The following is a 23,220-nucleotide window of genomic DNA, read 5'->3' on the forward strand; positions in this document are numbered from 1 at the left end:
GAAATTCATTTGGAATTTATGAAATATTATATTACTTTTGCACCTATGATAAACGAACAACTACTCAACCCTCAGAGCATCGTCATCATCGGCGGCTCGAACAATGTGCACAAACCTGGTGGCGCCATTGTGAGGAATATCATCAGCGGCGGGTTCCGTGGCGACCTCCATGTGGTGAATCCCAAGGAAGACGAGGTGCAGGGCCTTAAGGTGTTCCACGACGTGAAGGATATTCCTCAGACCGAGCTGGCCATCCTCGTGGTAGCCGCCCGTTTCTGTCCCGACTACGTGGACTATCTCTGTGCCGAGAAGGGTGTTCGCGCCTTCGTGATCATCTCTGCCGGCTTCGGCGAGGAGACGAAGGCAGGAGCGGCGCTCGAACAGCGCATCCTCGACACCTGTGAGCGATATGGGGCCGCCCTGATAGGTCCTAACTGTATCGGACTGCTGAACCGTCATCACCACAGTGTCTTCACCCTTCCCATCCCCGACCTGAACCCGCAGGGTGTCGACTTCATCAGCGGCTCTGGTGCCACGGCCGTGTTCATCCTCGAGAGTGCCGTCATCAAGGGGTTGCAGTTCAACTCCGTCTGGAGCATCGGCAATGGCAAGCAGATCGGCATCGAGGATGTGCTGCAGTATATGGACGAGCATTTCAATCCCGATACCGACTCGAAGGTCAAGCTGCTTTATATCGAGAATATCGCCAACCCCGACAAACTGCTGTTCCATGCGAGCAGTCTGATCCGGAAGGGTTGCCGCATCGCCGCCATCAAGGCCGGCTCGTCAGAGAGCGGCAGCAGGGCGGCCTCCTCGCACACAGGTGCCATCGCCTCGAGCGACGCGGCCGTCGAGGCCCTGTTCCGTAAGGCCGGCATCGTGCGCTGCTTCTCCCGTGAGGAGCTCACGACGGTGGGCTGTATCTTCACCCTACCCGAGTTGAAGGGCAGGAACTTCGCCATCGTCACCCATGCAGGCGGTCCTGGGGTGATGCTGACGGATGCTCTGGCCAAGGGCGGACTGAACGTGCCGAGACTGGAGGGTCCGATAGCCGAGGAACTGAAGGCGCAGTTGTTCCCTGGCTCGTCTGTGGCCAACCCCATCGACTTTCTGGCCACGGGAACGGCCCAACAGCTGGGTCTCATCATCGACTACTGCGAACAGAGATTCCACGAGGTCGATGCCATCGCCGTGATCTACGGCACTCCTGGTCTGAACCAGCTTTACGAGGCATACGACGTGCTCGACAAGAAGATACAGACCTGCAAGAAACCTATCTTCCCCATCCTGCCTAGTCTGCACACCGCTGGTCCCGAGGTCGAGGCGTTCCTGAAGCGCGGCCATGTGAACTTCAGCGACGAGGTGACGCTGGCCACGGCCCTCTCGCAGATCATGCAGACCCCTCAGCCAGCACCATCCGAGCTCGAGCTCTATGGGGTCGACGTACCCAAGATCCGTGATATCATCACCAGTCTGCCGCCCTCCGTCTCTGGGACAAACGGCGACTATGTCAGTCCTGAGATCGTGCGCCAACTGCTCTCCTGTGCAGGCATCCCCCTCGTTCCCGAGATGGTGAGCACCTCCAAGGAAGAGCTCGCCGCCTTTGCCGAGAAGGTGGGCTACCCCGTCGTGGCGAAGGTCGTAGGTCCCGTCCATAAGAGCGATGTGGGTGGTGTGACCCTGAACATCCGTACGGCCGAGCACCTGTCACTGGAGTTCGATCGTATGATGCGCATCCCCGATGCCACAGGGGTGATGGTACAGAAGATGCTGAAGGGCACAGAGCTGTTTATCGGCGCGAAGTACGAGGAGCGCTTCGGTCATGTCGTCCTCTGCGGTCTGGGTGGTATCTTCGTCGAGGTACTGAAGGACGTGTCGAGCGGTCTGGCTCCCCTGAGCTATGCCGAGGCCTATTCGATGATCCACTCGCTGAAGGGTTATAAGATCATCAAGGGCACGCGCGGTCAGAAGGGTATCAACGAACAGAGATATGCGGAGATCATCGTGCGGCTCTCCACCCTACTCCGTTTCGCCACGGAGATCAAGGAGATGGACATCAACCCGCTCTTGGCCGACGAGCATGGTGTCGTGGCTGTCGACGCCAGAATACGTATAGAGAGGTAGTAATAGAATGAAAACAGCGATTATAGGTGGCGGTGCCGCCGGATTTTTCCTGGCCATCAACCTGAAAGAGATGGCCCCCTCGTGCGAGGTGACCATCTTCGAGAAGTCGAAGAAGGTGCTCGCCAAGGTCGAGGTGTCCGGAGGAGGGCGCTGCAACTGCACCAACTCCTTCGCGGCGGTGCGCGACCTCTCACAGGTGTACCCGCGAGGCCATCGGCTCATGAAACGCCTCTTCAAGCAGTTCGACTACCGCGACGCCTACGCGTGGTTCGAGCGCCACGGGGTGCGCCTCGTCACCCAAGACGACCAGTGCGTGTTCCCTGCCTCGCAGGACTCGCACACGATCATCAACCTGTTTTTAGCAGAGGCGCGCCGCCATGGTATCACGATACAGACAGGACGGAAGATCGACTCGCTCGACGAGCTCTCCGACTACGACCATGTGGTCGTCACCACTGGTGGGTCGCCACGCGAGGAAGGCCTGCAATGGCTCACGCAGAAAGGCATCGCCGTGACGCCTCCCGTACCCTCCCTCTTCACCTTCAGCATCGCCGACGAGGCCCTCAAGGCCCTCATGGGCACCGTGGTCGAGGGGGCTACGGCCTTCATCCCTGGTACGACCTTCCGTGCCACAGGCCCCCTGCTCATCACCCACTGGGGCATGAGCGGTCCCGCCATCCTCAAGCTGTCGAGCTATGCCGCGCGCGACCTCCACGACCACCACTACCAGATGCCGCTGGCCGTCAACTGGCTCAGTCGGAACGAGGCCGAGGTGCAGAGCGAGCTGCAGCAGATCATCATCAGGCACCCCCAGAAGCAGCTCACCACCATCCGTCCCTTCGACCTGCCCACCCGTCTGTGGACCTACCTATTGGAGAAGACCCTCGGCGAACGGGCACAGAACCGTTGGCAGAACCTGAACAAGAAAGAACTGAACCGTCTGGTGAACTGTCTCTGCAACGACGGCTATCAGATTGCTGGTCGCGCCGCCTTCAAAGACGAGTTCGTCACCTGTGGCGGTGTGTCGCTCTCAGCCGTCACCCCCCACACCCTGGAGAGCAAGGACCGTCCGCACCTCTATTTCGCTGGCGAGGTGCTCGACATCGACGGCATCACTGGCGGCTTCAACTTCCAGGCCGCATGGACCACCGCCTACACCGTGGCCAAGGCCATTAGTGAGTCGGAATGAGTATGCATCTCATTGCAAAAACTTTGCTTTTATTGACATCCGTGCCGACCCTGCGGAAAATAATTTCAGAAAAAACAATAAGTACCAATTCTTTTTTGTATTTTTGCACCACAAATTTTACATGCTAACTTTTTAATTTATCGACATGGAACAGAAAAGATACGGTCATTTCGATGACCAGCACCGTGAGTATGTCATCACAGACCCACAGACACCCTGGCCCTGGATCAACTACCTGGGCAATGAGGATTTCTTCTCGCTGATATCCAACACCGCAGGTGGTTACAGCTTCTATAAAGACGCTAAGTTCCGCCGTATCACGCGCTATCGTTACAACAATGTCCCCATGGACAATGGCGGCCGTTATTTTTATATCAAGGACGGCGACACCGTGTGGAACCCCGGCTGGAAACCCTGCAAGACCCCGCTCGACTTCTACGAGTGCCGTCACGGCATGAGCTACACCCGCATCACTGGTCGTAAGAACGGTGTCGAGGCCAGCGTGCTCTTCTTCGTGCCCCTGAAGAAATGGGCCGAGGTACAGAAGCTCACGCTCACCAACCAGAGCGACGAGGTGAAGCAGCTGAAGCTCTTCTCGTTCGAGGAGTGGTGCCTGTGGAACGCCGCTACCGACATGGAGAACTTCCAGCGCAACTTCTCCACTGGCGAGGTGGAGATCGAGGGTAGCACCATCTACCACAAGACCGAATACAGAGAGCGCCGCAACCACTATGCGTTCTATCATGTCAACAGTCCCATCCAGGGTTTCGATACCGACCGTGAGACCTTCATCGGCCTCTACAACGAGTTTGCCGACCCGCAGGTGGTGATGGAGGGTAAGCCCCGTAACTCGCATGCCCACGGCTGGAGCCCCATCGCCTCACACTATATCGAGATCACCCTCAAGCCAGGCGAGACGAAAGACCTCGTGTTCCTCCTCGGCTATGTCGAGAACGAGCAGGACCAGAAATTCGCTGCCCCACAGGTGATCAACAAGGAGAAGGCCCACGCCCTCATCGCCGAGCTCGACACCACCGAGAAGGTCGACAAGGCCTTTGCCGAACTCTGCGACTACTGGGACAAGCTGCTTAACATCTATCAGGTGAAGACAGCCAACGACAAACTCGACCGCATGGTGAACATCTGGAACCAGTACCAGTGCATGGTCACCTTCAACTTCTCCCGCTCGGCCTCGTTCTTCGAGAGCGGCATCGGCCGTGGCATGGGCTTCCGCGACTCCAACCAAGACCTCGTGGGCTTTGTCCACCAGATCCCCTCACGCGCCCGTCAGCGCATCATCGACATCGCCTCGACCCAGTTCCCCGATGGCGGCTGCTACCACCAGTACCAGCCCCTCACCAAGCGTGGTAACAACGATATCGGCGGCGGCTTCAACGACGACCCCTGCTGGCTCATCTTCGGCACCATCGCCTATATCAAGGAGTCAGGCGACTTCTCCATCCTCGACGAGATGGTACCCTTCGACAACCAGCCAGGCTCAGAGGTCACCCTCTTCGAGCACCTCAAGATATCCATGGACCACGTCATCAAGAACCTCGGTCCCCACATGCTGCCGTTGATTGGTCGTGCCGACTGGAACGACTGCCTCAACCTGAACTGCTTCTCATGGGATCCCAACGAGTCGTTCCAGACCACGGAGAATGTCTCCGAAGGCACCAAGGCCGAGTCGCTGATGATCGCCGGCCTCTTCGTCGTCACAGGCAAGGACTATGTGGCTCTCTGTCAGAAGCTTGGCAAGACCGCCGAGGCAGAGCGCATGCAGCAGGCCGTCGACGCCATGATCGAGGCCGTGAAGAAACACGGCTGGGATGGCGAGTGGTACCTCCGTGCCTACGACTTCTACGGCCGTAAGATCGGCTCCAACGAGTGCGAGGAAGGTAAGATCTTCATCGAGTCGCAGGGCTGGTGCACGATGGCCGAGATCGGCGCCGACGACGGGATGGTCGCCAAGTCGCTCGACTCCTGTAAGAAGTACCTCGAGTGCGAGCACGGCATGGTGCTCAACAACCCCGCCTTCACCAAGTATATCTACGAATACGGAGAGATCAGCTCATACCCCGAGGGCTACAAGGAGAACGCAGGTATCTTCTGCCACAACAACCCCTGGGTCATCATCGGCGAGTGTATCGCAGGCCGAGGCAACGACGCCTGGAGCCACTATGCCAAGATCCTCCCCTCGTATGTCGAGGAGAAATACCAGACCCTGCATAAGGTAGAGCCCTATGTCAACTGCCAGATGGTTGCCGGCAAGGACGCCTTCCGCCCTGGCGAGGGTAAGAACTCATGGCTCACGGGAACAGCCGCCTGGATGTGGTACACCGTCTCCGAGTTCATCCTCGGCATCAAGCCCGACTACGACGGCATCCGTATCGACCCCTGTCTGCCAGAGACCGCCAGCGACTACACCGTCAGCCGTAAGTTCCGTGAGGCCGACTACGACATCACCATCCACCCCAACGGTTCACAGAAGGGTGTGAAGCAGATCGTGCTCGACGGTCAGACCATCGACGGCACCGTCATCCCCTACTCCAAGGGCCACCACGTCGTAGAGGTCACGATGTAGTTTTATTAGGAACTTTATTAGGAACACAATAGTTTAGGGGCAGTTTTTAGCTGCCCCTAAATCCGTTCTTACACTTACATCCCCCTCACGCAACTTGACGTGCCGAGTGCGGTCAGTGCGGCACCTCGCCACCCTCCGCCGCAGGACGTTCCTTCCTACGGAAGTAAACAAAATTTATCAGGTGCTCGGCCGACCCTGAACGCCCCGCTTTCAGGGCATTTCAGCGCCCTCGGGGTTTCCTCCAGGGAAAGTCGGATTCTCCTCCGACGAAACTCCCGTTTTGCTCCGAGCAAAACGTGCCGTTGCAGGGAGCCTTCCGTAGCCTTGCCTTCAGAAGTGCCAATTTTGTAAAATTATTCTGTCAATAATCGCTTTGTTGAAGCAGTCTTGCCCCTGAAAAACGTTGAATCAAAAATTGGACAATTGGACAATTGGACAAAAAGTTTTTTCTTTGTCGAAGTCAAGACAAAGAAAAAAATATTAATATATATATATTATATTAATTATATTATATATTATAATATATAATATAATTAAATTATTGCTATTAGTACCGTCGATTCCAATCGAATTTAAGTTTTGTCCAATTGTCCAATTATCCAATCACCGCGCCAGTTGTCCAAACACCGCGTCCATCGTACTCCCCTTCGGAACGTGCTTTTTCAAAAAAATTACAAATCATCGTCACCTACATGGATGTCCCCCAAAAACTCGCCTGCATGATGACTTGATTGGACAATTGGACAAAAAGTTTTTGTTTATTAACGTTATTGGGGTGCGGTATTCCCTTCGACAGGCTCAGGGACCGCGCATGGGGGGATCAGGGACCGCGAGGGGACGTATAAAAAAATGGGGCGCTCGCTGGCGCCCCTGGACTTAGTAAAGAATAACGACATTGCGAGTCGCTGAAAAGATTTATTATGGTGTTTCTGTTTTCATCGTCTTCTGGGAATACATCCAATCGAAGAACTGCTCGATGAGACTGATGATCTTCTGGTTGGGAACGGGTATGAGGGTGGCCTCGCCGTTGCCAAACTGCATGACACTCTTCGCACTGGGATCGAGCGTGAAGGCGGGCCACTGGGGCAGTCCGTCGCCGTTGGGGTTGAGGTTAGTGGCGAAGTTCACCCAGTACTGCTGCATGAGGTCGGAAACTTTCTTCTCTTGCGGATGGCTCTCGGCCTCTTTGTCGAAGGCGCCGCCCAGATAGAGGATATCGTCGGCATGGGCGGGACCACGCAACTTGCCTCTTCCGATGAGGGTGCGGTCTGACTGCTGGGTGAGGTAGGCATAGAAGACGGGACTATGGCCTGTCTTGGTCTGCAGCCTTGCCCACAGATCCGAGGGCGCCCCGAAGCTGAAATCACGCATCAGGTCGCGCAAGCTGAAGAGGGCCTGCTCGTCGTTCTCGGCGGGACAATAGGCCAGCACGCTATCGAGATACTGCGGAGGCACGATACTGAGCTCTTTCATATAGTCGTCGACCGTGGTTTTCTCTACGAAAGCGGCACCTTCGTCGCTGTTGTACATGACGATGACGGGCACGTCGGCATACTCGCCACGCTGGTAGAGACCGTAGGGCTCGGCCGTGAGCACATAGTCGTCGAGGATGGGGGCACAGCCCTGGAAATCGACGCCTGTGCCTGTGAGCGACTGGGTATCCATCTGGCGCATCTCGGCGATGGACTTCTTGCCCAACTGGTTCTGGAACATCGTACCCATCTGCTCGGCTTGTTGCTGCGTCATACTTCCCATGGTCATGAAGTAGGCTCCGCTCTGAGCGATACAGGCGCGGAAGAGGCCCTTGGCGAGGGGTGAGGAGCAGAGGACATGACAGCTCGCACTGCCTGCCGACTCACCGAAGATGGTGACCTTCGAGGGATCGCCACCGAAGTTCTTGATGTTTCGCTGGATCCACTGCAGGGCAAAGATCTGGTCGAGGATACCATAGTTGCCGGAATGACCATCGGGCGACTCCTTCGAGAGTTCGGGATGGGCCAGGAAGCCGAGGGCGCCGGCACGATACTCGATGGACACGGCGACGACGCCACGACGGGCCAGGCTCTGCCACAGATCGGCTCCATAGTGCTCGGTGCGGAAACCGCCACCATGGATATAGACCATCACGGGCAGGGCCTCATCGACTGTCTTGGCGGGGGTGACGACACTGAGGTAGAGGCAGTCCTCGCTCATCATGTCGTACGACACATCGCCTCGCTCGGGCTGTGGAGGCCACTTGGCCACCTCCTCGGCCTTCAGCACGCCCTGCCAGGGCTTGGCGGGTTGTGGGGCCTTCCAGCGCAGGTCGCCTACGGGAGGTGCCGCAAAGGGGATCGCCTTGTAAACGGCGAGGTCGCCTTCGAGCACACCCTCCAGATCGCCTGTCTCAACATGGGTCTTCAGTAGCGGCTGGGCTTGCAGGGTCATCGCGCCCAACAGTCCGCATACTGCAATGAATAGTTTTATCTTCATAATTCTAATGGCCAACGCTCGGATTACGGTTTGATGGTTCGCTGACTGCGTATCCAATCGAAGAAACGCTCAAAGAAAGCGATATTCTCCTGGTTGGGAACGGGGACGAGGGTGGCACCATTATTGAACTGCATGACGCTCTTCGCTGTGGGGTCGAGCGTGAAGGCTGGCCACTGGGGCAGACCGTCACCATTGGGGTTGAGGTTGGTGGCGAAGTTCACCCAGTACTGCTGCATGATGTCGGACACTTTCTTCTCGGCGGGGTACTTCTCTGCTTCCTTGTCGAAAGCACCTCTCAGGTAGAGGAAATCATCGGCATGGGCGGCACCACGGCGATTGCCCTTGGCATAGACGGTACGGTCGGACTTCTGGGCAAGGTAGGCGTAATAGACGGGACTCTTTCCTGTCTCTGTCTGCAGCTTAGCCCACAGATCCGTGGGAGCACCGAAATTAAGGTCACGTATCAGGTCGCGGAAGGCGAAGAGCGCCTGCTCATTGTTCTCGGCAGGATAGTAGATGGAGAAAATGCTGTCCACATACTGCTCGGGAACACCGGTAAGCTGCGCCTTATACTCATCGACGGTGATACTATCGGTGGCAACGGCTCCCTCGTCGCTGTTGTACATGACGATCACAGGCACATCGGCATACTCGCCACGCTTGTAGAGGTCGTAGAGCTCGGCTGTGAGCACATAACCGTCGAAGATAGGTGTACAGGCCTGGAAGTTGACGCCCGTGCCTGTGAGCGACTTGGTGTCCATCTCTCGCATCTCGGCGATCGATTTCTTGCCCAACTGATTCTGGAACATCGCACCCATCATCTCGGCCTGCTGACGGGGAACAGCCCCTGTGGGTGAGAAGAAGGTACCGCTCTGGGCGATACAGGCACGGAAAAGGCCCTTGGCAAGGGGTGAGGCACAGAGGATGTTACAGCACATGCCACCTGCCGACTCACCGAAGATGGTGACCTTCGAGGGGTCGCCGCCGAAGTTCTTGATGTTACGCTGGATCCACTGCAGGGCAAAGATCTGGTCGAGAATGCCGTAGTTGCCAGAAAGACCATTGGGCGACTCCTTCGAGAGCTCGGGATGAGCCAGGAAGCCGAGGGCGCCGGATCGAAACTCGATGGCTACGGTGACAACACCACGACGGGCCAGACTCTGCCAGAGTTCTGCACCATAGTGCTCGGTCTGGAAACCGCCACCATGGATAAACACCATTACGGGCAGGGCCTCATCGACTGTCTTGGCGGGGGTGACGACACTGAGGTAGAGGCAGTCCTCGCTCATCATGTCGTACGACACATCGCCTCGCTCGGGCTGCGGGGGCCACTTGGCCACCTCCTCGGCCTTCAGCACGCCCTGCCAGGGCTTGGCGGGTTGTGGAGCCTTCCAGCGCAGCTCGCCTACGGGGGGTGCCGCAAAGGGAATAGCCTTGTAAACTGCGAGGTCGCCTTCGAGCACGCCCTCTAAATCGCCTGTCTCAACATGGGTCTTCAGCAGCGGCTGGGCTTGCAGGGTCATCGCGCCCAACAGTCCGCATACTGCAATGAATAGCTTTATCTTCATATCTATAAACAATAAAAAAAGTCTCGTTTATCTATTAGACAGACGAGACTCATGTAAACTAACCCCGAAGTGGTGATTTTTAAGATTATTTCACAGATGGATGTTGATGTCGATGCCGACCTGGATGGGGTTAGCCTTTTGAGCGAAGTGGTGAAGACCGCCAGCTGCGCTCGAAGAGATAGCAAATGTATTATAATGTGTGTTTGTGATGTTACGACCCCAGAGGCTGACGACCACAGGACCGAAGTCGTAGTCGGCATGGGCGCCCATGAGGGCATAGAACTTCTGACTGTAGGTGTTGGCCTCGTCCCACCAGATCTTACCCTGACCGTTCATGTTGGCACCCAGGGTGAGTGGTCCGATATGCCAGTCGAGCATGGCACTGGCGGTGTGCTGGGGTACGAAGGGCACGTAGTTGTCAGAGTAATCATAAATATATGATCGATCCATCGTATGAATGCCTTTAGGCGTCATGTCGTCGATATATTCATCGAACTTGGCGTTGGTGAAGGCATAGGTAAGGCCCCAGTCAAGGGTATTGGCGAAGGCACGTCCACGCAGGGTGGCCTCGATGCCGCAGGAGTGGCTCTTACCCGCGTTGACCATGACACGACCGTAGTTTGAGCCTGGCACCATGACGGACAACTGCTGGTTGCAGATCTGCATGTAATACAGGGCGAGATCGAAATGGGTGCTGCCACCAAAGAGGTTCAGGTGGGTACCGATCTCGTAGTTCCACGACGTCTCGGGCTTGTAAGAGATGGTATTCTCGATGGCGTCATAGTCGGCTGCCGTATGTGCCACATCGTAGTCGCCACGCATGGCATCCTGCTGGTGGGCATTGAGCTCGGTCTGGAGCACATCGCTGAACATCTGGATGTTGTAGCCGCCAGCGCGATAGCCTTTCGACACCAGGGCATAGATATTGCCGATATGGTCGTCGAGACTATAGGTGAGGGCGAACTTAGGCAGCAGCTGGGTGTAGGTCTTCCGACGACTGTCCACCACGTGTGAGGTGAGGTGATAGGTGGCCTGACGCTCGGCGGTGCCGCCTGTCATGTTCATATAGGCAAGGGCATCGTACTCGATCTTCACCTTGTCGACATTGAAACGGAGACCAAGGGTGAGCTTGAGGCGGTCGCCCAGGAGGAGATTCGACTCGTGGAAGGCGGCAAAGTTCCTGGAGGAAGTCTTGAACGTCTCGGGGACGGCCATCTCGGCACTCATCGAGACACCCTCGATAGCCTTCTGGACAGCAGCCTGGGCTGCCGCCTCGGCTCGCTGGACAGCCACGGCCTCGGGCATGCCCTGTGCCATCATCTGCTCGAGCATCTGCTGATACATACGGGGGTACATAGAGCCCTGCATGGCACCACGCATGGCGTTGGTGATGGCATTGCTGATAGGCTGCGTGATGGCATCGCCGAAATAGACGGGGGCGTTGGTTTTGAGACACTGATAGGATACGAAGAGACCTGTGGTGTGCTGCCAACGACTGCGATTGTGTGAGCGGATGACGTACTCTTGTGTGAGGGCGTTCATCCTCTGACGCTGCTCAAGGCGCAGGAAGTCGGGCGTCATATAGTCCTGGTCCATCAGCATGAGATCCTGCAGGAACTGGTAGCTGGAGGTCGAGGTGAAGAGTAGGTCGCCCATATCGCGACTGAAGCTCATGCCCGTGGTCAGCATATTACGCTTGTAGCCGTTCATGATGGTGGTGGCTGGGTCTGCCACCTTGTTGTCGACGAGGTTGAGCTCACCATAGCCGAAGCCGTTCTGGTTGACGTACTGGTAATCGGCCGTCCAGTCGATCTTTGTTCTCTGGTTGGGAGCGAAGATCAGACGAAGCTTGCCACCAGCCTCGTCGGTGAGGTCGTTCTTCTGGTCGAAGTTCTGGTTGTTGATAAAGCCCTTCAGCCCACTGTAGAAGCCTGCCACGGAGAAGGCGAGCTTGTCGCTGGGACGGTGGTAATGAGCCACCTCGACATTGCCATACAGGCCCGTGCCGAGGCCGAGTCTGATATCCGTACCCTGATAACTCATGGGGTTCTTGGAGTAGATACGCACCAGACCGCCCTCGGTGTTCTGTCCACAGAGCGAGCCCTGAGGACCACGCAGGATGTCCACACGGTCGAGCATATAGAAGTGGTTGCTGAACGCGGCCTTCGACATGAGGGGGATGTTGTCGTAATACACGCCCACGGCAGGGTTGTTGATACGCGAGCCGATACCACGGATATACATCGACGAGGTGAGGCGCGAGCCATACGCCGGCATCACGAACGATGGCACATACTGTGAGAGTTGTGACAGATCGTTGACGTGGAGCTGCTGGAGCTGTTCGGCACCAAACACGTTTGAACTGAGGGGCTGCAGGCGCAGGCGCACCTGTTCCTTGGGTTGGGATACAATGACGACCTCGTCGAGGTCGATCACGCGGGAAGAGTCTGTGAGTTCTTCGACAACCTCGGCCTGAGCACTCAGGACCGTCACTGTGAGAAGACCACAGAGAAATAGTTTTCTATTCATCATATTACTACTAATCATTGGTTGTGTTTTTTCTAACGCGTTGCAAAAGTACTATAATTCGGCGGATTATCCAATCCTCATTTATATGGATTTCATGATGATGCCGGGATTTACGGCAGAAGCACGCTCTCGACAGGGCGACGCTGCGAGTAGGGTGTCCGCTTGCCATAACCCACACGGATGAGTACCGTGGGATACTGAGAGCCGAGGCCGAGGGCGGTGGTCATGGTGAGAGCCAGGTCCTTCACCTCGTTGGGCTGGTTCATGTAGCCGATGGCGATGTTCATGGCTGTCATCCTGAGCAGATAGCGCTCGAGCGTCCGGCCCAAGGCCACCCACTGGGGGATGGTGTTGTCGGCCGTCGTAAACAGGACCAGATGCGACGCGGAGGCCACCTTCTTCCTGTCGCCCTTGTTCTGCTGTTTGGCATTGAGGAACATACCCATGACGGGTTGCGAGATGAAACGGGGCAGGTTGGGCGCACCGAACACCGCATAGCTCAGTCCGTCTTGCGTGTCGTCGGAGTGTCTCTTGTTGTAGCGCATCCAGTATTTCAGCTCAGTCAGGAACTGCTTGTCGTCCATCTGCCGACTGTTGCCGGCGAAGATCAGGTCGGCTATCATGTTGAACTCATGACTACCGTTCCTGAAGAAACGAACATCCACAGAGGGCTCTTTCTTGAGTGCCTGCAAGGTACTGACGCTGTCGGAAGGGATGATGGTGCCATCATACACCGTCCTGTTCGTCTGTCGCAGCACGATCTGCGGGAACAACGGTGATGGTGTGATGGTGGTATCACGCTGCAGGTTGATATGAATCACACCGTCGTCGGCAACACTCACCTCTGAGCGATAGCCCTTGACACTGGCGGCGACGCAGAGGTTCTCCGTGGCACAGCCCAGACTGACGAAGAGCTCACGGTTGTCGGGGTCGACCACTGGCAGTGCCTTACCATAGTCGGGATAGATGTCGATACTATGATCGTTGATCTTGAACTTCCACGGTTGGGTGTTATGCCCTGAGGGGGCCTTAATGGCGTGTTCTATCATAAAGAGATAGTCTTCGTTCTGCGCTTTCGCTGGATTCATTACACTTGTCATCATGACTGCTAAAAATAATAATTGTTTTTTCATTGTTGTTTATTGTTTACCCATAAATCTATAATCTGATCAATACCTGCCGACAACTGTTGCCAGCCGTCGTCGCTGCAGAGGTCGATGCCGTTGTACACTTTGTTCTGCTCCTCGATCAGCGTCAGGTAGCTGATGGCCGCTGAGAGCAGGGTGGCCATGGCCGCCACCTCGGCAACAGGCGACTTGGTGAGGCGGCTGACTACACGAACCAGTTCGCAGCCGTTGGTCTCCCTACGGTCCCTGAGTAGGTTCACCACCTCGTTGTCGGCCGTCAGCTCCCAGCGGTGCAGTCGTTTCAGTACCATATCGCTGCGCAGCGTCGCTATCTGCTCATGGAACATCTGCTTCAGGCACGCCCCCACCCCTGAGATGTCGTGAAGGGGCAGTTCGGTGTTCACCCAATAGTCGTGCTGCAGGATATACTTGGCGATCAACTGGTCCATACCACCGAAATAGCGGTATATCAGCATCTTCGACACGCCTGCCTTCTGCGCCACGGCATTGATGCCCAACGACTCGAAACCGTCTGCCATGATCATGCTGCCTACGGCATCAAGGATCTTCTGTTCTGTTATTTCTCTGTCTTTCATCATGCAAAATTGTTGTATGTTACCACTTGGTAACTGCAAAGGTATGTTACTTCTTGGTAACACGCAAGAAAACGGCAAGAAAACGGCAATTATTTACTGTTCGTTAACGGTTTTGATACCGAAAGGGCGCTATCGGGAACATGGGGTCTGGGAAGCTGAGTGGCAAGGAGATATAGCCGACAATTCGGCAGAAGATTGCGACAATTTGTCGGCAATTGTTTCTCGGCACAAGTCTTGAAGGTTACCTATCGACAAGCGGTCCCCTCACGGTCCCTGAGCCTGTCGAAGGGAGAACCGCGTCCCCTACCCCCAGGGCGGTCCCTGAGCCTGTCGAAAGGGACAAAGCCTATCGAAGGGACCATAACGTAATGACAAACAATATAAGATAAAACAATAAAAAGGAGGTAAATATGACACTCGACAAATTTACAATCAAAGCACAAGAGGCTGTTCAGCAGGCAGTAAACACTGCCCAGATGAACGGTCAGCAGGTCATCGAACCTGTACATATCCTCAAGGGTATATTGGAGAAGGCGAAGGACGTGACGAACTTCATCTTCCAGAAACTCGGTGTGAACGCCCAACAGATCGAGATGCTCACAGAGCAGGAGATCAAACACCTGCCGAAGGTGCAGGGCGGACAACCGTATCTCTCTAATGATAGTAATAAGGTACTCGTGCGCGCACAGGAGACGGCCCAGAAAGGCGGTGACGAGTTCGTGAGCGTAGAACCGATCCTGTTGGCACTGCTCAGTGTGAACTCCACAGCCTCACGCATCATGAAGGATGCAGGATGCACGGAGAAGGAGATGACGAAAGCCATCCAGGAACTGCGCCAGGGACAGAAGGTGCAGTCGCCATCGGCGGATGATAACTACCAGAGTCTGGAGAAGTACGCCAAGAACCTGGTGGACCTGGCCCGTCAGGGCAAGCTGGACCCCGTCATCGGACGAGACGACGAGATCCGTCGTGTGCTGCAGATCCTGTCAAGACGTACGAAGAACAACCCGATTCTGATCGGTGAGCCTGGTACAGGTAAAACGGCCATCGTGGAAGGACTGGCTGGCCGTATCGTGCGTGGCGACGTGCCAGAGAACCTGAAGGACAAGCAGCTCTACTCGCTCGACATGGGCGCACTGGTGGCTGGTGCGAAGTACAAGGGTGAGTTCGAGGAGCGTCTGAAGAGCGTGATCAACGAGGTGACCAAGGCCGAAGGGCGCATCATCCTCTTCATCGACGAGATACACACGCTGGTTGGTGCCGGCGGTGGTGAGGGGGCGATGGATGCCGCTAACATCCTGAAGCCTGCTCTGGCCCGTGGCGAACTGCGTGCCATCGGTGCCACCACCCTGAACGAATATCAGAAGTACTTCGAGAAGGACAAGGCGCTTGAGCGCCGATTCCAGACGGTGATGGTGGACGAGCCCGATGAGCTGTCGGCCATCTCTATCCTGCGCGGTCTGAAGGAGCGCTATGAGAACCATCACAAGGTACGTATTCAGGATGATGCCTGTATCGCGGCCGTACAACTCTCGGAGCGTTATATCTCGGAGCGATTCCTGCCTGACAAGGCCATCGACCTGATGGACGAGGCTGCCGCCAAACTGCGCATGGAGCGCGACAGCGTGCCTGAGGAGCTCGACGAGATCACCCGTCGCCTGGCTCAGCTCGAGATTGAGCGCGAGGCCATCAAGCGCGAGGGCGACACACAGAAGATTGCCCAGCTCGATAAGGATATCGCTGAGCTGCGCGAGCAGGAGACGCAGTTCCGTGCCAAGTGGGAGGGTGAGCGCCAGCTCATCAACAAGATCCAGCAGGACAAGCAGGAGATGGAGAACCTGAAGCTCGAGGCGGAGCGTGCAGAGCGCGAGGGCGACTATGGAAAGGTGGCGGAGATACGCTACTCCAAGCTCAAGGCTCTCGAGGATGATATCAAGGCCATCCAGACGCAGTTGGCCTCAGCACAGAACGGTGACTCACTGGTGCGTGAGGAGGTGACGGCCGACGATATCGCCGAGGTTGTGAGCCGTTGGACAGGTATCCCCGTGACCCGTATGATGCAAAGTGAGCGTGAGAAACTGCTCCATCTCGAAGAGGAGCTGCATCAGCGTGTGATTGGTCAGGACGAGGCCATCACCGCTGTCTCGGATGCCGTGCGCCGTAGTCGTGCGGGATTGCAGGATCCCAAGCGTCCTATCGCCAGCTTTATCTTCCTCGGCACCACTGGTGTGGGTAAGACAGAACTCGCCAAGACACTGGCCGACTATCTGTTCAATGACGAGACGATGATGACCCGTATCGACATGAGCGAGTATCAGGAGAAGTACAGCGTGAGCCGACTGATTGGCGCACCTCCGGGATACGTAGGCTACGATGAGGGCGGTCAGCTGACAGAGGCCGTGCGCCGTAAGCCTTACTCCGTGGTGCTGTTCGACGAGATCGAGAAGGCTCATCCGGATGTGTTCAACATCCTGCTGCAGGTGCTCGACGACGGACGACTGACGGACAACAAGGGGCGCACCGCCAACTTCAAGAACACCATCATCATCATGACGTCGAACGCCACGCGAGAGCAGCTCAGAGCCACCATGCGCCCTGAGTTCCTGAACCGTATCGACGAGATCATCACCTTCACACCGCTCACCAAGGAGCAGATTGCCGACGTGGTACGCCTGCAGATGAAGAAGGTGACGGATATGCTGGCTCCTCAGGGCATCACCCTCGAGTGCACACCACAGGCCATCAACTACCTGGCTGAGCAGGGTTACGATCCCGACTATGGGGCTCGTCCTGTGAAGCGTGCTATCCAGCAGTACGTGCTCAACGACCTGTCGAAGAAGTTGCTCGCCGATGAGGTGGATCGTGACAAGCCTATCGTCATTGACGAGTTCGGCGAAGGACTGGTGTTCAGAAACTGAAAAAGGTAAGAAGCAAAAAGAAAAGCATTCGCCACTAGCGGATGCTTTCTTTTTTGCCATTATGAATATATATGCCTGGTCGCTGAGGTCGGCCCTGCAAACGACGACCCAGGAGGTCGTACCAGCTGCCCTCTCCTTGGGAGAGGATTGGGGCGAGGTTCATCCCTGTCGTGACCACCTCGAAGGATATCCTGCCATCAGCAGATAGTTGGATATTGGTGAGCGGCAGTGGCAGATCGGCACACGCGTGCACCTCAAGGGTATCAGTGAGCAAGGGATAGGGCGATGTACTGAGATGACGACGACAGAGGCGTTTCTCGGTATCGACATACTCTGAGAGTCCTTGGTTCTTCACATAGAGTACCCATGCCGCATAGTCCATCCCATCGGCATGTAAGATATCATACCGCTTGGGCGTATATGCGTTCACGGTATTATACCTCCACGCATTCTGGTCGAAGCGCACGTGTGCGATGAGAAGGCCCTTGCCTGGGAGGTACGAGTCCCAACCGCTTTGCTGACGGTTCTCGAGCACATAGAACTCATCACCCTGCTTCACCATTTTATAGGCCTTGCCCCCACGATCCACAGGCTTCAGGTCAGAGACCGTCAGAGGCCCTGTGATCTCTTCGAATGTGAGCCATCCCAGGAGACTTCGCTCGAGGGCGGAATAGTTGGGTGGGCACCAGCCCCAGGCGGTGTAGTTTCCTCCATCCATGAGATCCCACTCGTCGACCTGCGTAAACCCGCCTCCACTGGTAGGATAGATATCCGGCAGACCCAGACAATGGGAATACTCGTGACAGAAAGTGCCGATGCCACAGGGATGACCGTTGAACCACATCTCGGCACTGACACTGAACTGTCTGACGTTCAGTTTCTCTGTGACCTTCTCATTAGAAAGCAAGATGGTGTTAGGCCATACATATTTGGAGAAGGCACTGCCTCCGCCATTAGCACAATAGCCCGACATGATGAAGGTGATCTGCTCTATCGAGTTATCGCCGTCCCAGTCGTAAGGCGAGAAGTCGACATGGAGCGAGTCGACGGCCTTCTTCAGGGCCTCCCTACAGGCATCCTCGGCATAGGAACGAATGTTCTGGGCAGAATGACTCACCTTCACAGGACCAATGACATCGAACTGAGCGTTGAACTGTCCTCTGGACTGGTCACGGAAATAGTCGGCGGCACATCCCACCCCACCACGTGTGTTGCTACTCGACACATTGAGCAGCTCATGGTAGTAGGTCTTGGGATCGCTCATGCTGAATGCCATATCGGCATACTGTACGAGGATGACAGCCTGACGATAGACGCGCAAGGGGTTCCAGTTCTGATAGAAAGGAGGCAGGCCGCGCGTGGTGGCGCGCTGAGCCATGCCCTCACCATGGACACAAGGAACACGCTCGAAACACAAACGCTCTTGTGCACTAGAGAACAAAGCCACTAGCAGCACAAGAGCGCCTATCGTCAGAAGTCTTCTCATCGTTTATTTACTTGGCACATGGTGTCCAAGGCTTCAAGGTCTTGAAGAAGTCGTTGCCCTTATCATCGACAAGGATGAATGCGGGGAAGTCCTCCACCTCAATCTTCCAGACAGCCTCCATACCGAGCTCAGGATACTCTACGCACTCGATGCTCTTGATGCTCGACTGAGAGAGGACGGCAGCCACACCACCGATGGTGCCCAGGTAGAAACCACCATGCTTCTTACAAGCCTCTGTCACCACGTCGGAACGGTTGCCCTTGGCAATCATCACGAGTGAGGCGCCATTAGCCTGGAACTCATCCACATAAGGATCCATACGGTTGGCCGTGGTGGGACCCATCGAACCACAGGGATAACCCTCTGGTGTCTTGGCAGGACCAGCATACAGCACAGGATATTTCTTGAAGTAATCGGGCATGCCCTCACCAGCATCCAGACGCGCCTTCAGCTTGGCATGAGCGATATCACGGGCCACAATGATGGTACCTTTCAGGTTCACACGGGTAGAGACAGGATACTTGCTCAACTCTGCACGTACGGCATCGATACCCTCGTTGAGGTCGATCTCGATACCCTTGCCGCCCTCACCCGGCTTACGGAGTTCCTCAGGAATCAGCTCTGTGGGGTTAGCGTCCATCTTCTCCAGCCAGATACCATCACGATTGATCTTCGCCTTGATGTTTCTGTCGGCAGAGCAAGACACGCCCATGCCGATAGGACAGCTGGCACCATGACGCGGCAGACGAACCACACGGATATCGTGAGCCAGATACTTACCACCGAACTGGGCACCGAGTCCAATCTTCTGAGCCTCCTTGATGAGCTTCTGCTCGAGATCGACATCGCGGAAAGCACGACCCGTCTCGTCGCCTGTGGTAGGCAGACCGTCGTAGTACTTGATGCTGGCGAGCTTCACTGTGAGCAGGTTCTTCTCTGCTGAGGTTCCACCAATCACGAAGGCGATGTGATAAGGAGGACATGCGGCTGTACCCAGCGACTTCATCTTCTCCACGAGGAAGGGGATGAGCGTACCCTCGTTCTGGATGGTCGCCTTGGTCATCGGATAGAAATAGGTCTTGTTGGCCGAGCCACCACCCTTGGCCACCATCACGAACTTATACTCAGCACCCTCGGTAGCCTCGATATCGATCTGGGCAGGGAGGTTACAACGGGTGTTCACCTCGTCGTACATGTTCAGCGGCGCATTCTGCGAGTAGCGCAGATTGTCCTGCGTGAAGGTATTGAAGACACCCCGCGAGAGGGCTTCCTCATCCTCAAAGCCAGTCCAGACCTGCTGACCCTTCTCACCATGGATGATGGCGGTACCCGTGTCCTGACAGAAAGGCAGGATGCCCTTGCAGGCCACCTCTGCATTACGCAGGAACTGCAGGGCTACATACTTATCATTCTCCGAGGCCTCGGGATCGGTGAGGATCTTGGCCACCTGTTCGTTATGCTCGCGACGCAGCATGAACTCCACATCGTGGAATGCCTGCTGAGCCAACAATGTCAGGGCTTCCTTAGAGACCTTCACGATCTCCTTTCCCTCAAATTCTGCGGTGCTCACACCTTCCTTGGAGAGCAACCTGTACTCTGTGTTGTCCTTGCCCACCTGAAACATCGGGGCATACTTAAATTCAACTGCTTTTGCCATACTAGTATTTGTTTAATGTCTCTTATTCATATATCAATATCCAAATATCTCTTCTATCGTGAGGCGGCGGATAGGACCGATCTTTTCCAGCGCTTCCATATCAAGCTCCTTCTCATCGCCTAGGATCAGGTAACGGAGCGGTTTGTTGGCCACGTTAGCCTTCTCATAGTCCACGATATCCTGAAGCGTCACCTTCTGCAGATTCTCATAGATCTTCTTGTTGAAATCGAAGTCGAATCCCAGGTTCTTCATGGCATACCAATGGTAGATGATATTCTCCTTCGTGATACGCAGACTGGCGAGCTGTTTCGTGAGACCCTCCTTCGCAATATTGAAGGCATTCTCGCTGGCCGGCATCTCGTCAAAGATCTCCTTGAAGTGGTTGATGCAGTCCATCATCTTATCGTTCTGGGTGACGATATGCGTAAAGAACGACTCCGTCTCACCCTTTCTGTTAGGTTGGTTATATATGGCACCAGCATTGTAGGCCAGTCCACGGGCCTCACGCATCTCCTGGAACACGAGACCATTCATACCACCACCCAGATACTCGTTGAACAACGACATCACGGCAGCCTCATCGACATGCCAGTCGCGGTTCTCATTATGGTATGCACGCATGTAGATATTCTTGGCATCGAAGGGAGCTATCCAAACCTCGTTCTGGTTGGCCTCCTGCTTCACGTAGTAGTTGTTCTGAGGCACAGCCTGGAGTTTCTTAGCCGTCTTGTGGTACTTGTCAACAAGAGCCGAGATCTTATCCACGCTCAGCGGACCGTAGTAGTTGGCGGTATGCTCATAGTTGCTGAGGTTCTTCAGCAGATCGACGAACACCTGAGGATCAGTCTCTTTCAACTGCTTCTCGGTCAGCACATCACTGAGAGAACTGCGCACACCATATATTCCATAGGCCAGAAGATGGTTGAAACAACCTGTTTGGTTCTTCTTGGCATCCTCACGATTCTTCAGCACCTTCTTCACCATAGCCTCATAAGCCTCCTTGTCGACCTTGGCGTTACTCATCAGGTCCTCGAGCAACTCAAGGGCTGGCTGCATGTTCTCGTTCAGACCATAAAGATAAACATACGTCGCATCGGCACCTACGCTCACATCCATATCGCAGGCCAGCTCATAGAACTTCTGGCGCACCTCAGTGGCACTCAGTTTCTCTGTACCCAGGAGGTCGAGGTAATCTGCGGCAACGCTATAACGGTTGTCTGCGCTCTTTCCGAAATCGTAGCGGAAGAAGAGTTCGAACAGACCGTTGGTATTGTTCGCCACATAGTATAGAGGGAGTCCTTTCTTTGTCTTAGCGACAGTGAGATCCTTCTCAAAGTCCACGAAGCGGGGGTGGATAGGCTCCACCTCCGAGTCCTGGATAGCCTGTACGAAGGCACTCTTCATGTCGCGGTTAGCCTGGATAGGTGTAATGGCAGGCTTATCGATCTTCTTCTGCAGAGAGTCGACGCCCTGACGCTTGTACACCACGGCATAACCATCTGTGAAGAACTGGTTGGCGAAATCAACGATCTCCTGCTTCGTGATTCTGGAGATACGATCCAGTTTGCCGACCTCATCCTTCCAGTCTATCTCATTGATGAAAGCATCCACAAACATATCAGCTCTCACCTCGTTGCGCTCCAGACTCTGGTAGTATCTACGTTTCTTGTTATTGATGATACTGGGCAGGAGGTTGTCTGGGAAGTCACCCTTCTTCAGCTTGTCGATCTCAGCGAGCAAGAGCGCCTTCACCTCGTCGAGACTCTGACCTTCCTTGGGTGTTCCCATCACCATAAATTCACCCAGGTCATGGTCCAACTGACACGTTCCGTTGGCTTTCTGTAGCTTCATCTTCTGTACCAGGTTCAGATCGAAGAGTCCCGCACGACCATTATTTAGTACATCCTCCATCAGCTCGAGGGTGTCGGCCTGTAAGGAGTTGGCCTGCTTGGCCTGCCAGCCCATCCAGATCTGCTCGGCTTCTTGACCAACGACGGTTGTATCCCTGGGTTGGGTGAATACAGGCTGTTGGGGGAACACAGGTTGGCGCACATCGTCGCCTGGTTGCCAACTTGAGAAGTACTGGTCGATGATGGCGATGGTCTTCTCGGGATCCAAATCGCCAGCCATACAGATGGCCACATTATTGGGACGATACCACTTGTTGAAATAGTTCTTGATATTCGTGATCGAGGGGTTCTTCAGGTGCTCCTGCGATCCGATAGTGGTCTGAAGACCATAGGGGTGCGTAGGAGCCAGCATCTTGTTCATCGCGGCCTGAAGCTTGCGCCAGTCGTTAGTCAGACTGATATTAAACTCCTCATACACGGCCTCCAGCTCTGTATGGAAACCGCGGATCACCATATTCTGGAAACGGTCTGCCTGAATCTTTGCCCAGTTCTCAATCGCGTTCGACGGGATATCCTCCATATAGCAGGTGACATCGTCCGAGGTATAGGCATTACACCCCTCAGCACCGATGGCCGCCATCAGTTTGTCATACTCATTGGGGATGAAATACTGGGCGGCAACCTGAGAAATAGAGTCGATCTCATGATAGGCCTGCTTACGAGCCTCGGGATCGGTGAGCTTGCGATAAGTCTCATAACGCTGTTCAATCTCGTCGAGCAGAGGAGCCTCGGCAGCATAGTTATTGGTACCGAACTGTTTTGTGCCCTTGAACATCAGATGCTCCAGATAGTGAGCCAAGCCCGTTGTCTCTGAAGGGTCGTTCTTCGAACCTGTACGCACGGCGATATAGGTCTGGATACGGGGCTTCTCCTTGTTGACGGAGAGATACACCTTCAGACCGTTATCAAGTGTATAAATACGCGTTTTCATCAAGTCGCCATCAACCGTGGCGTACTTGTAGTCTCTGGCCAGAACACTCATACCAAGCATCAGACCACATACTGTCAATAATAATTTAGTTCTCATTGTGTAATTGTAAATTGTATATTCAATTAAGTT

12 protein-coding genes are annotated in these 23,220 nt (G+C 55.1%); 4 read left to right on the plus strand and 8 right to left on the minus strand.

Translation table 11 applies throughout. The features are described 5' to 3' along the window. Positions 1-45 precede the first annotated feature (45 nt). From BLU99_RS07315 to BLU99_RS07325, 3 genes are all read left to right on the plus strand, one after another. On the plus strand, positions 46-2,124 hold the full coding sequence (locus tag BLU99_RS07315) for an acetate--CoA ligase family protein (protein ID WP_091900664.1): 2,079 nt from the start codon (positions 46-48) through the stop codon (positions 2,122-2,124). A gap of 7 nt (positions 2,125-2,131) precedes the next feature. Continuing rightward, complete coding sequence (locus tag BLU99_RS07320; protein ID WP_091900666.1) at positions 2,132-3,313, plus strand: BaiN/RdsA family NAD(P)/FAD-dependent oxidoreductase; 1,182 nt, start codon at positions 2,132-2,134, stop codon at positions 3,311-3,313. 145 nt (positions 3,314-3,458) lie between these two features. Next, positions 3,459-5,897 (plus strand): glycoside hydrolase family 94 protein, encoded by a 2,439-nt coding sequence (locus BLU99_RS07325; RefSeq protein WP_091900668.1) that lies wholly within the window; start codon positions 3,459-3,461, stop codon positions 5,895-5,897. A gap of 918 nt (positions 5,898-6,815) precedes the next feature. Here BLU99_RS07325 and BLU99_RS07330 read toward each other — a convergent pair. The 5 genes from BLU99_RS07330 to BLU99_RS07350 form a co-directional block, all read right to left on the minus strand. After that, positions 6,816-8,369, minus strand: a complete 1,554-nt coding sequence (locus tag BLU99_RS07330; RefSeq protein ID WP_255397491.1) for a carboxylesterase/lipase family protein — start codon at positions 8,367-8,369, stop codon at positions 6,816-6,818. 23 nt (positions 8,370-8,392) lie between these two features. Then, positions 8,393-9,937: a carboxylesterase/lipase family protein gene (locus BLU99_RS07335; RefSeq protein WP_255397492.1), complete on the minus strand. Its 1,545-nt coding sequence runs from the start codon at positions 9,935-9,937 to the stop codon at positions 8,393-8,395. Between the two features lie 90 nt (positions 9,938-10,027). Further along, positions 10,028-12,469, minus strand: a complete 2,442-nt coding sequence (locus BLU99_RS07340) for a TonB-dependent receptor (protein ID WP_255397493.1) — start codon at positions 12,467-12,469, stop codon at positions 10,028-10,030. Between the two features lie 107 nt (positions 12,470-12,576). Continuing rightward, a complete protein-coding gene (locus BLU99_RS07345) occupies positions 12,577-13,569 on the minus strand; it encodes an Acg family FMN-binding oxidoreductase (protein WP_255397494.1) in 993 nt (330 codons plus the stop codon). 26 nt (positions 13,570-13,595) lie between these two features. Further along, on the minus strand, positions 13,596-14,189 hold the full coding sequence (locus tag BLU99_RS07350; RefSeq protein ID WP_091901119.1) for a TetR/AcrR family transcriptional regulator: 594 nt from the start codon (positions 14,187-14,189) through the stop codon (positions 13,596-13,598). Between the two features lie 410 nt (positions 14,190-14,599). Between BLU99_RS07350 and BLU99_RS07360 the strand changes: the two genes are divergently transcribed. After that, complete coding sequence (locus tag BLU99_RS07360) at positions 14,600-17,107, plus strand: ATP-dependent Clp protease ATP-binding subunit (protein WP_091900680.1); 2,508 nt, start codon at positions 14,600-14,602, stop codon at positions 17,105-17,107. Between the two features lie 34 nt (positions 17,108-17,141). Here BLU99_RS07360 and BLU99_RS07365 read toward each other — a convergent pair whose 3' ends face one another. From BLU99_RS07365 to BLU99_RS07375, 3 genes are read right to left on the minus strand one after another with little or no spacing between them, the layout of a single operon-like run. After that, positions 17,142-18,593 (minus strand): M6 family metalloprotease domain-containing protein, encoded by a 1,452-nt coding sequence (locus tag BLU99_RS07365; RefSeq protein WP_091900682.1) that lies wholly within the window; start codon positions 18,591-18,593, stop codon positions 17,142-17,144. A gap of 7 nt (positions 18,594-18,600) precedes the next feature. Next, positions 18,601-20,250 (minus strand): fumarate hydratase, encoded by a 1,650-nt coding sequence (locus tag BLU99_RS07370; RefSeq protein WP_091900684.1) that lies wholly within the window; start codon positions 20,248-20,250, stop codon positions 18,601-18,603. 33 nt (positions 20,251-20,283) lie between these two features. Beyond that, entirely contained in the window at positions 20,284-23,187 is a 2,904-nt protein-coding gene (locus BLU99_RS07375; RefSeq protein ID WP_091900686.1) for a M16 family metallopeptidase, read from the minus strand. Positions 23,188-23,220 lie beyond the last annotated feature (33 nt).

Origin of the sequence: Prevotella sp. lc2012 (genome assembly GCF_900107065.1) — a bacterium.
Classification (GTDB): domain Bacteria; phylum Bacteroidota; class Bacteroidia; order Bacteroidales; family Bacteroidaceae; genus Prevotella.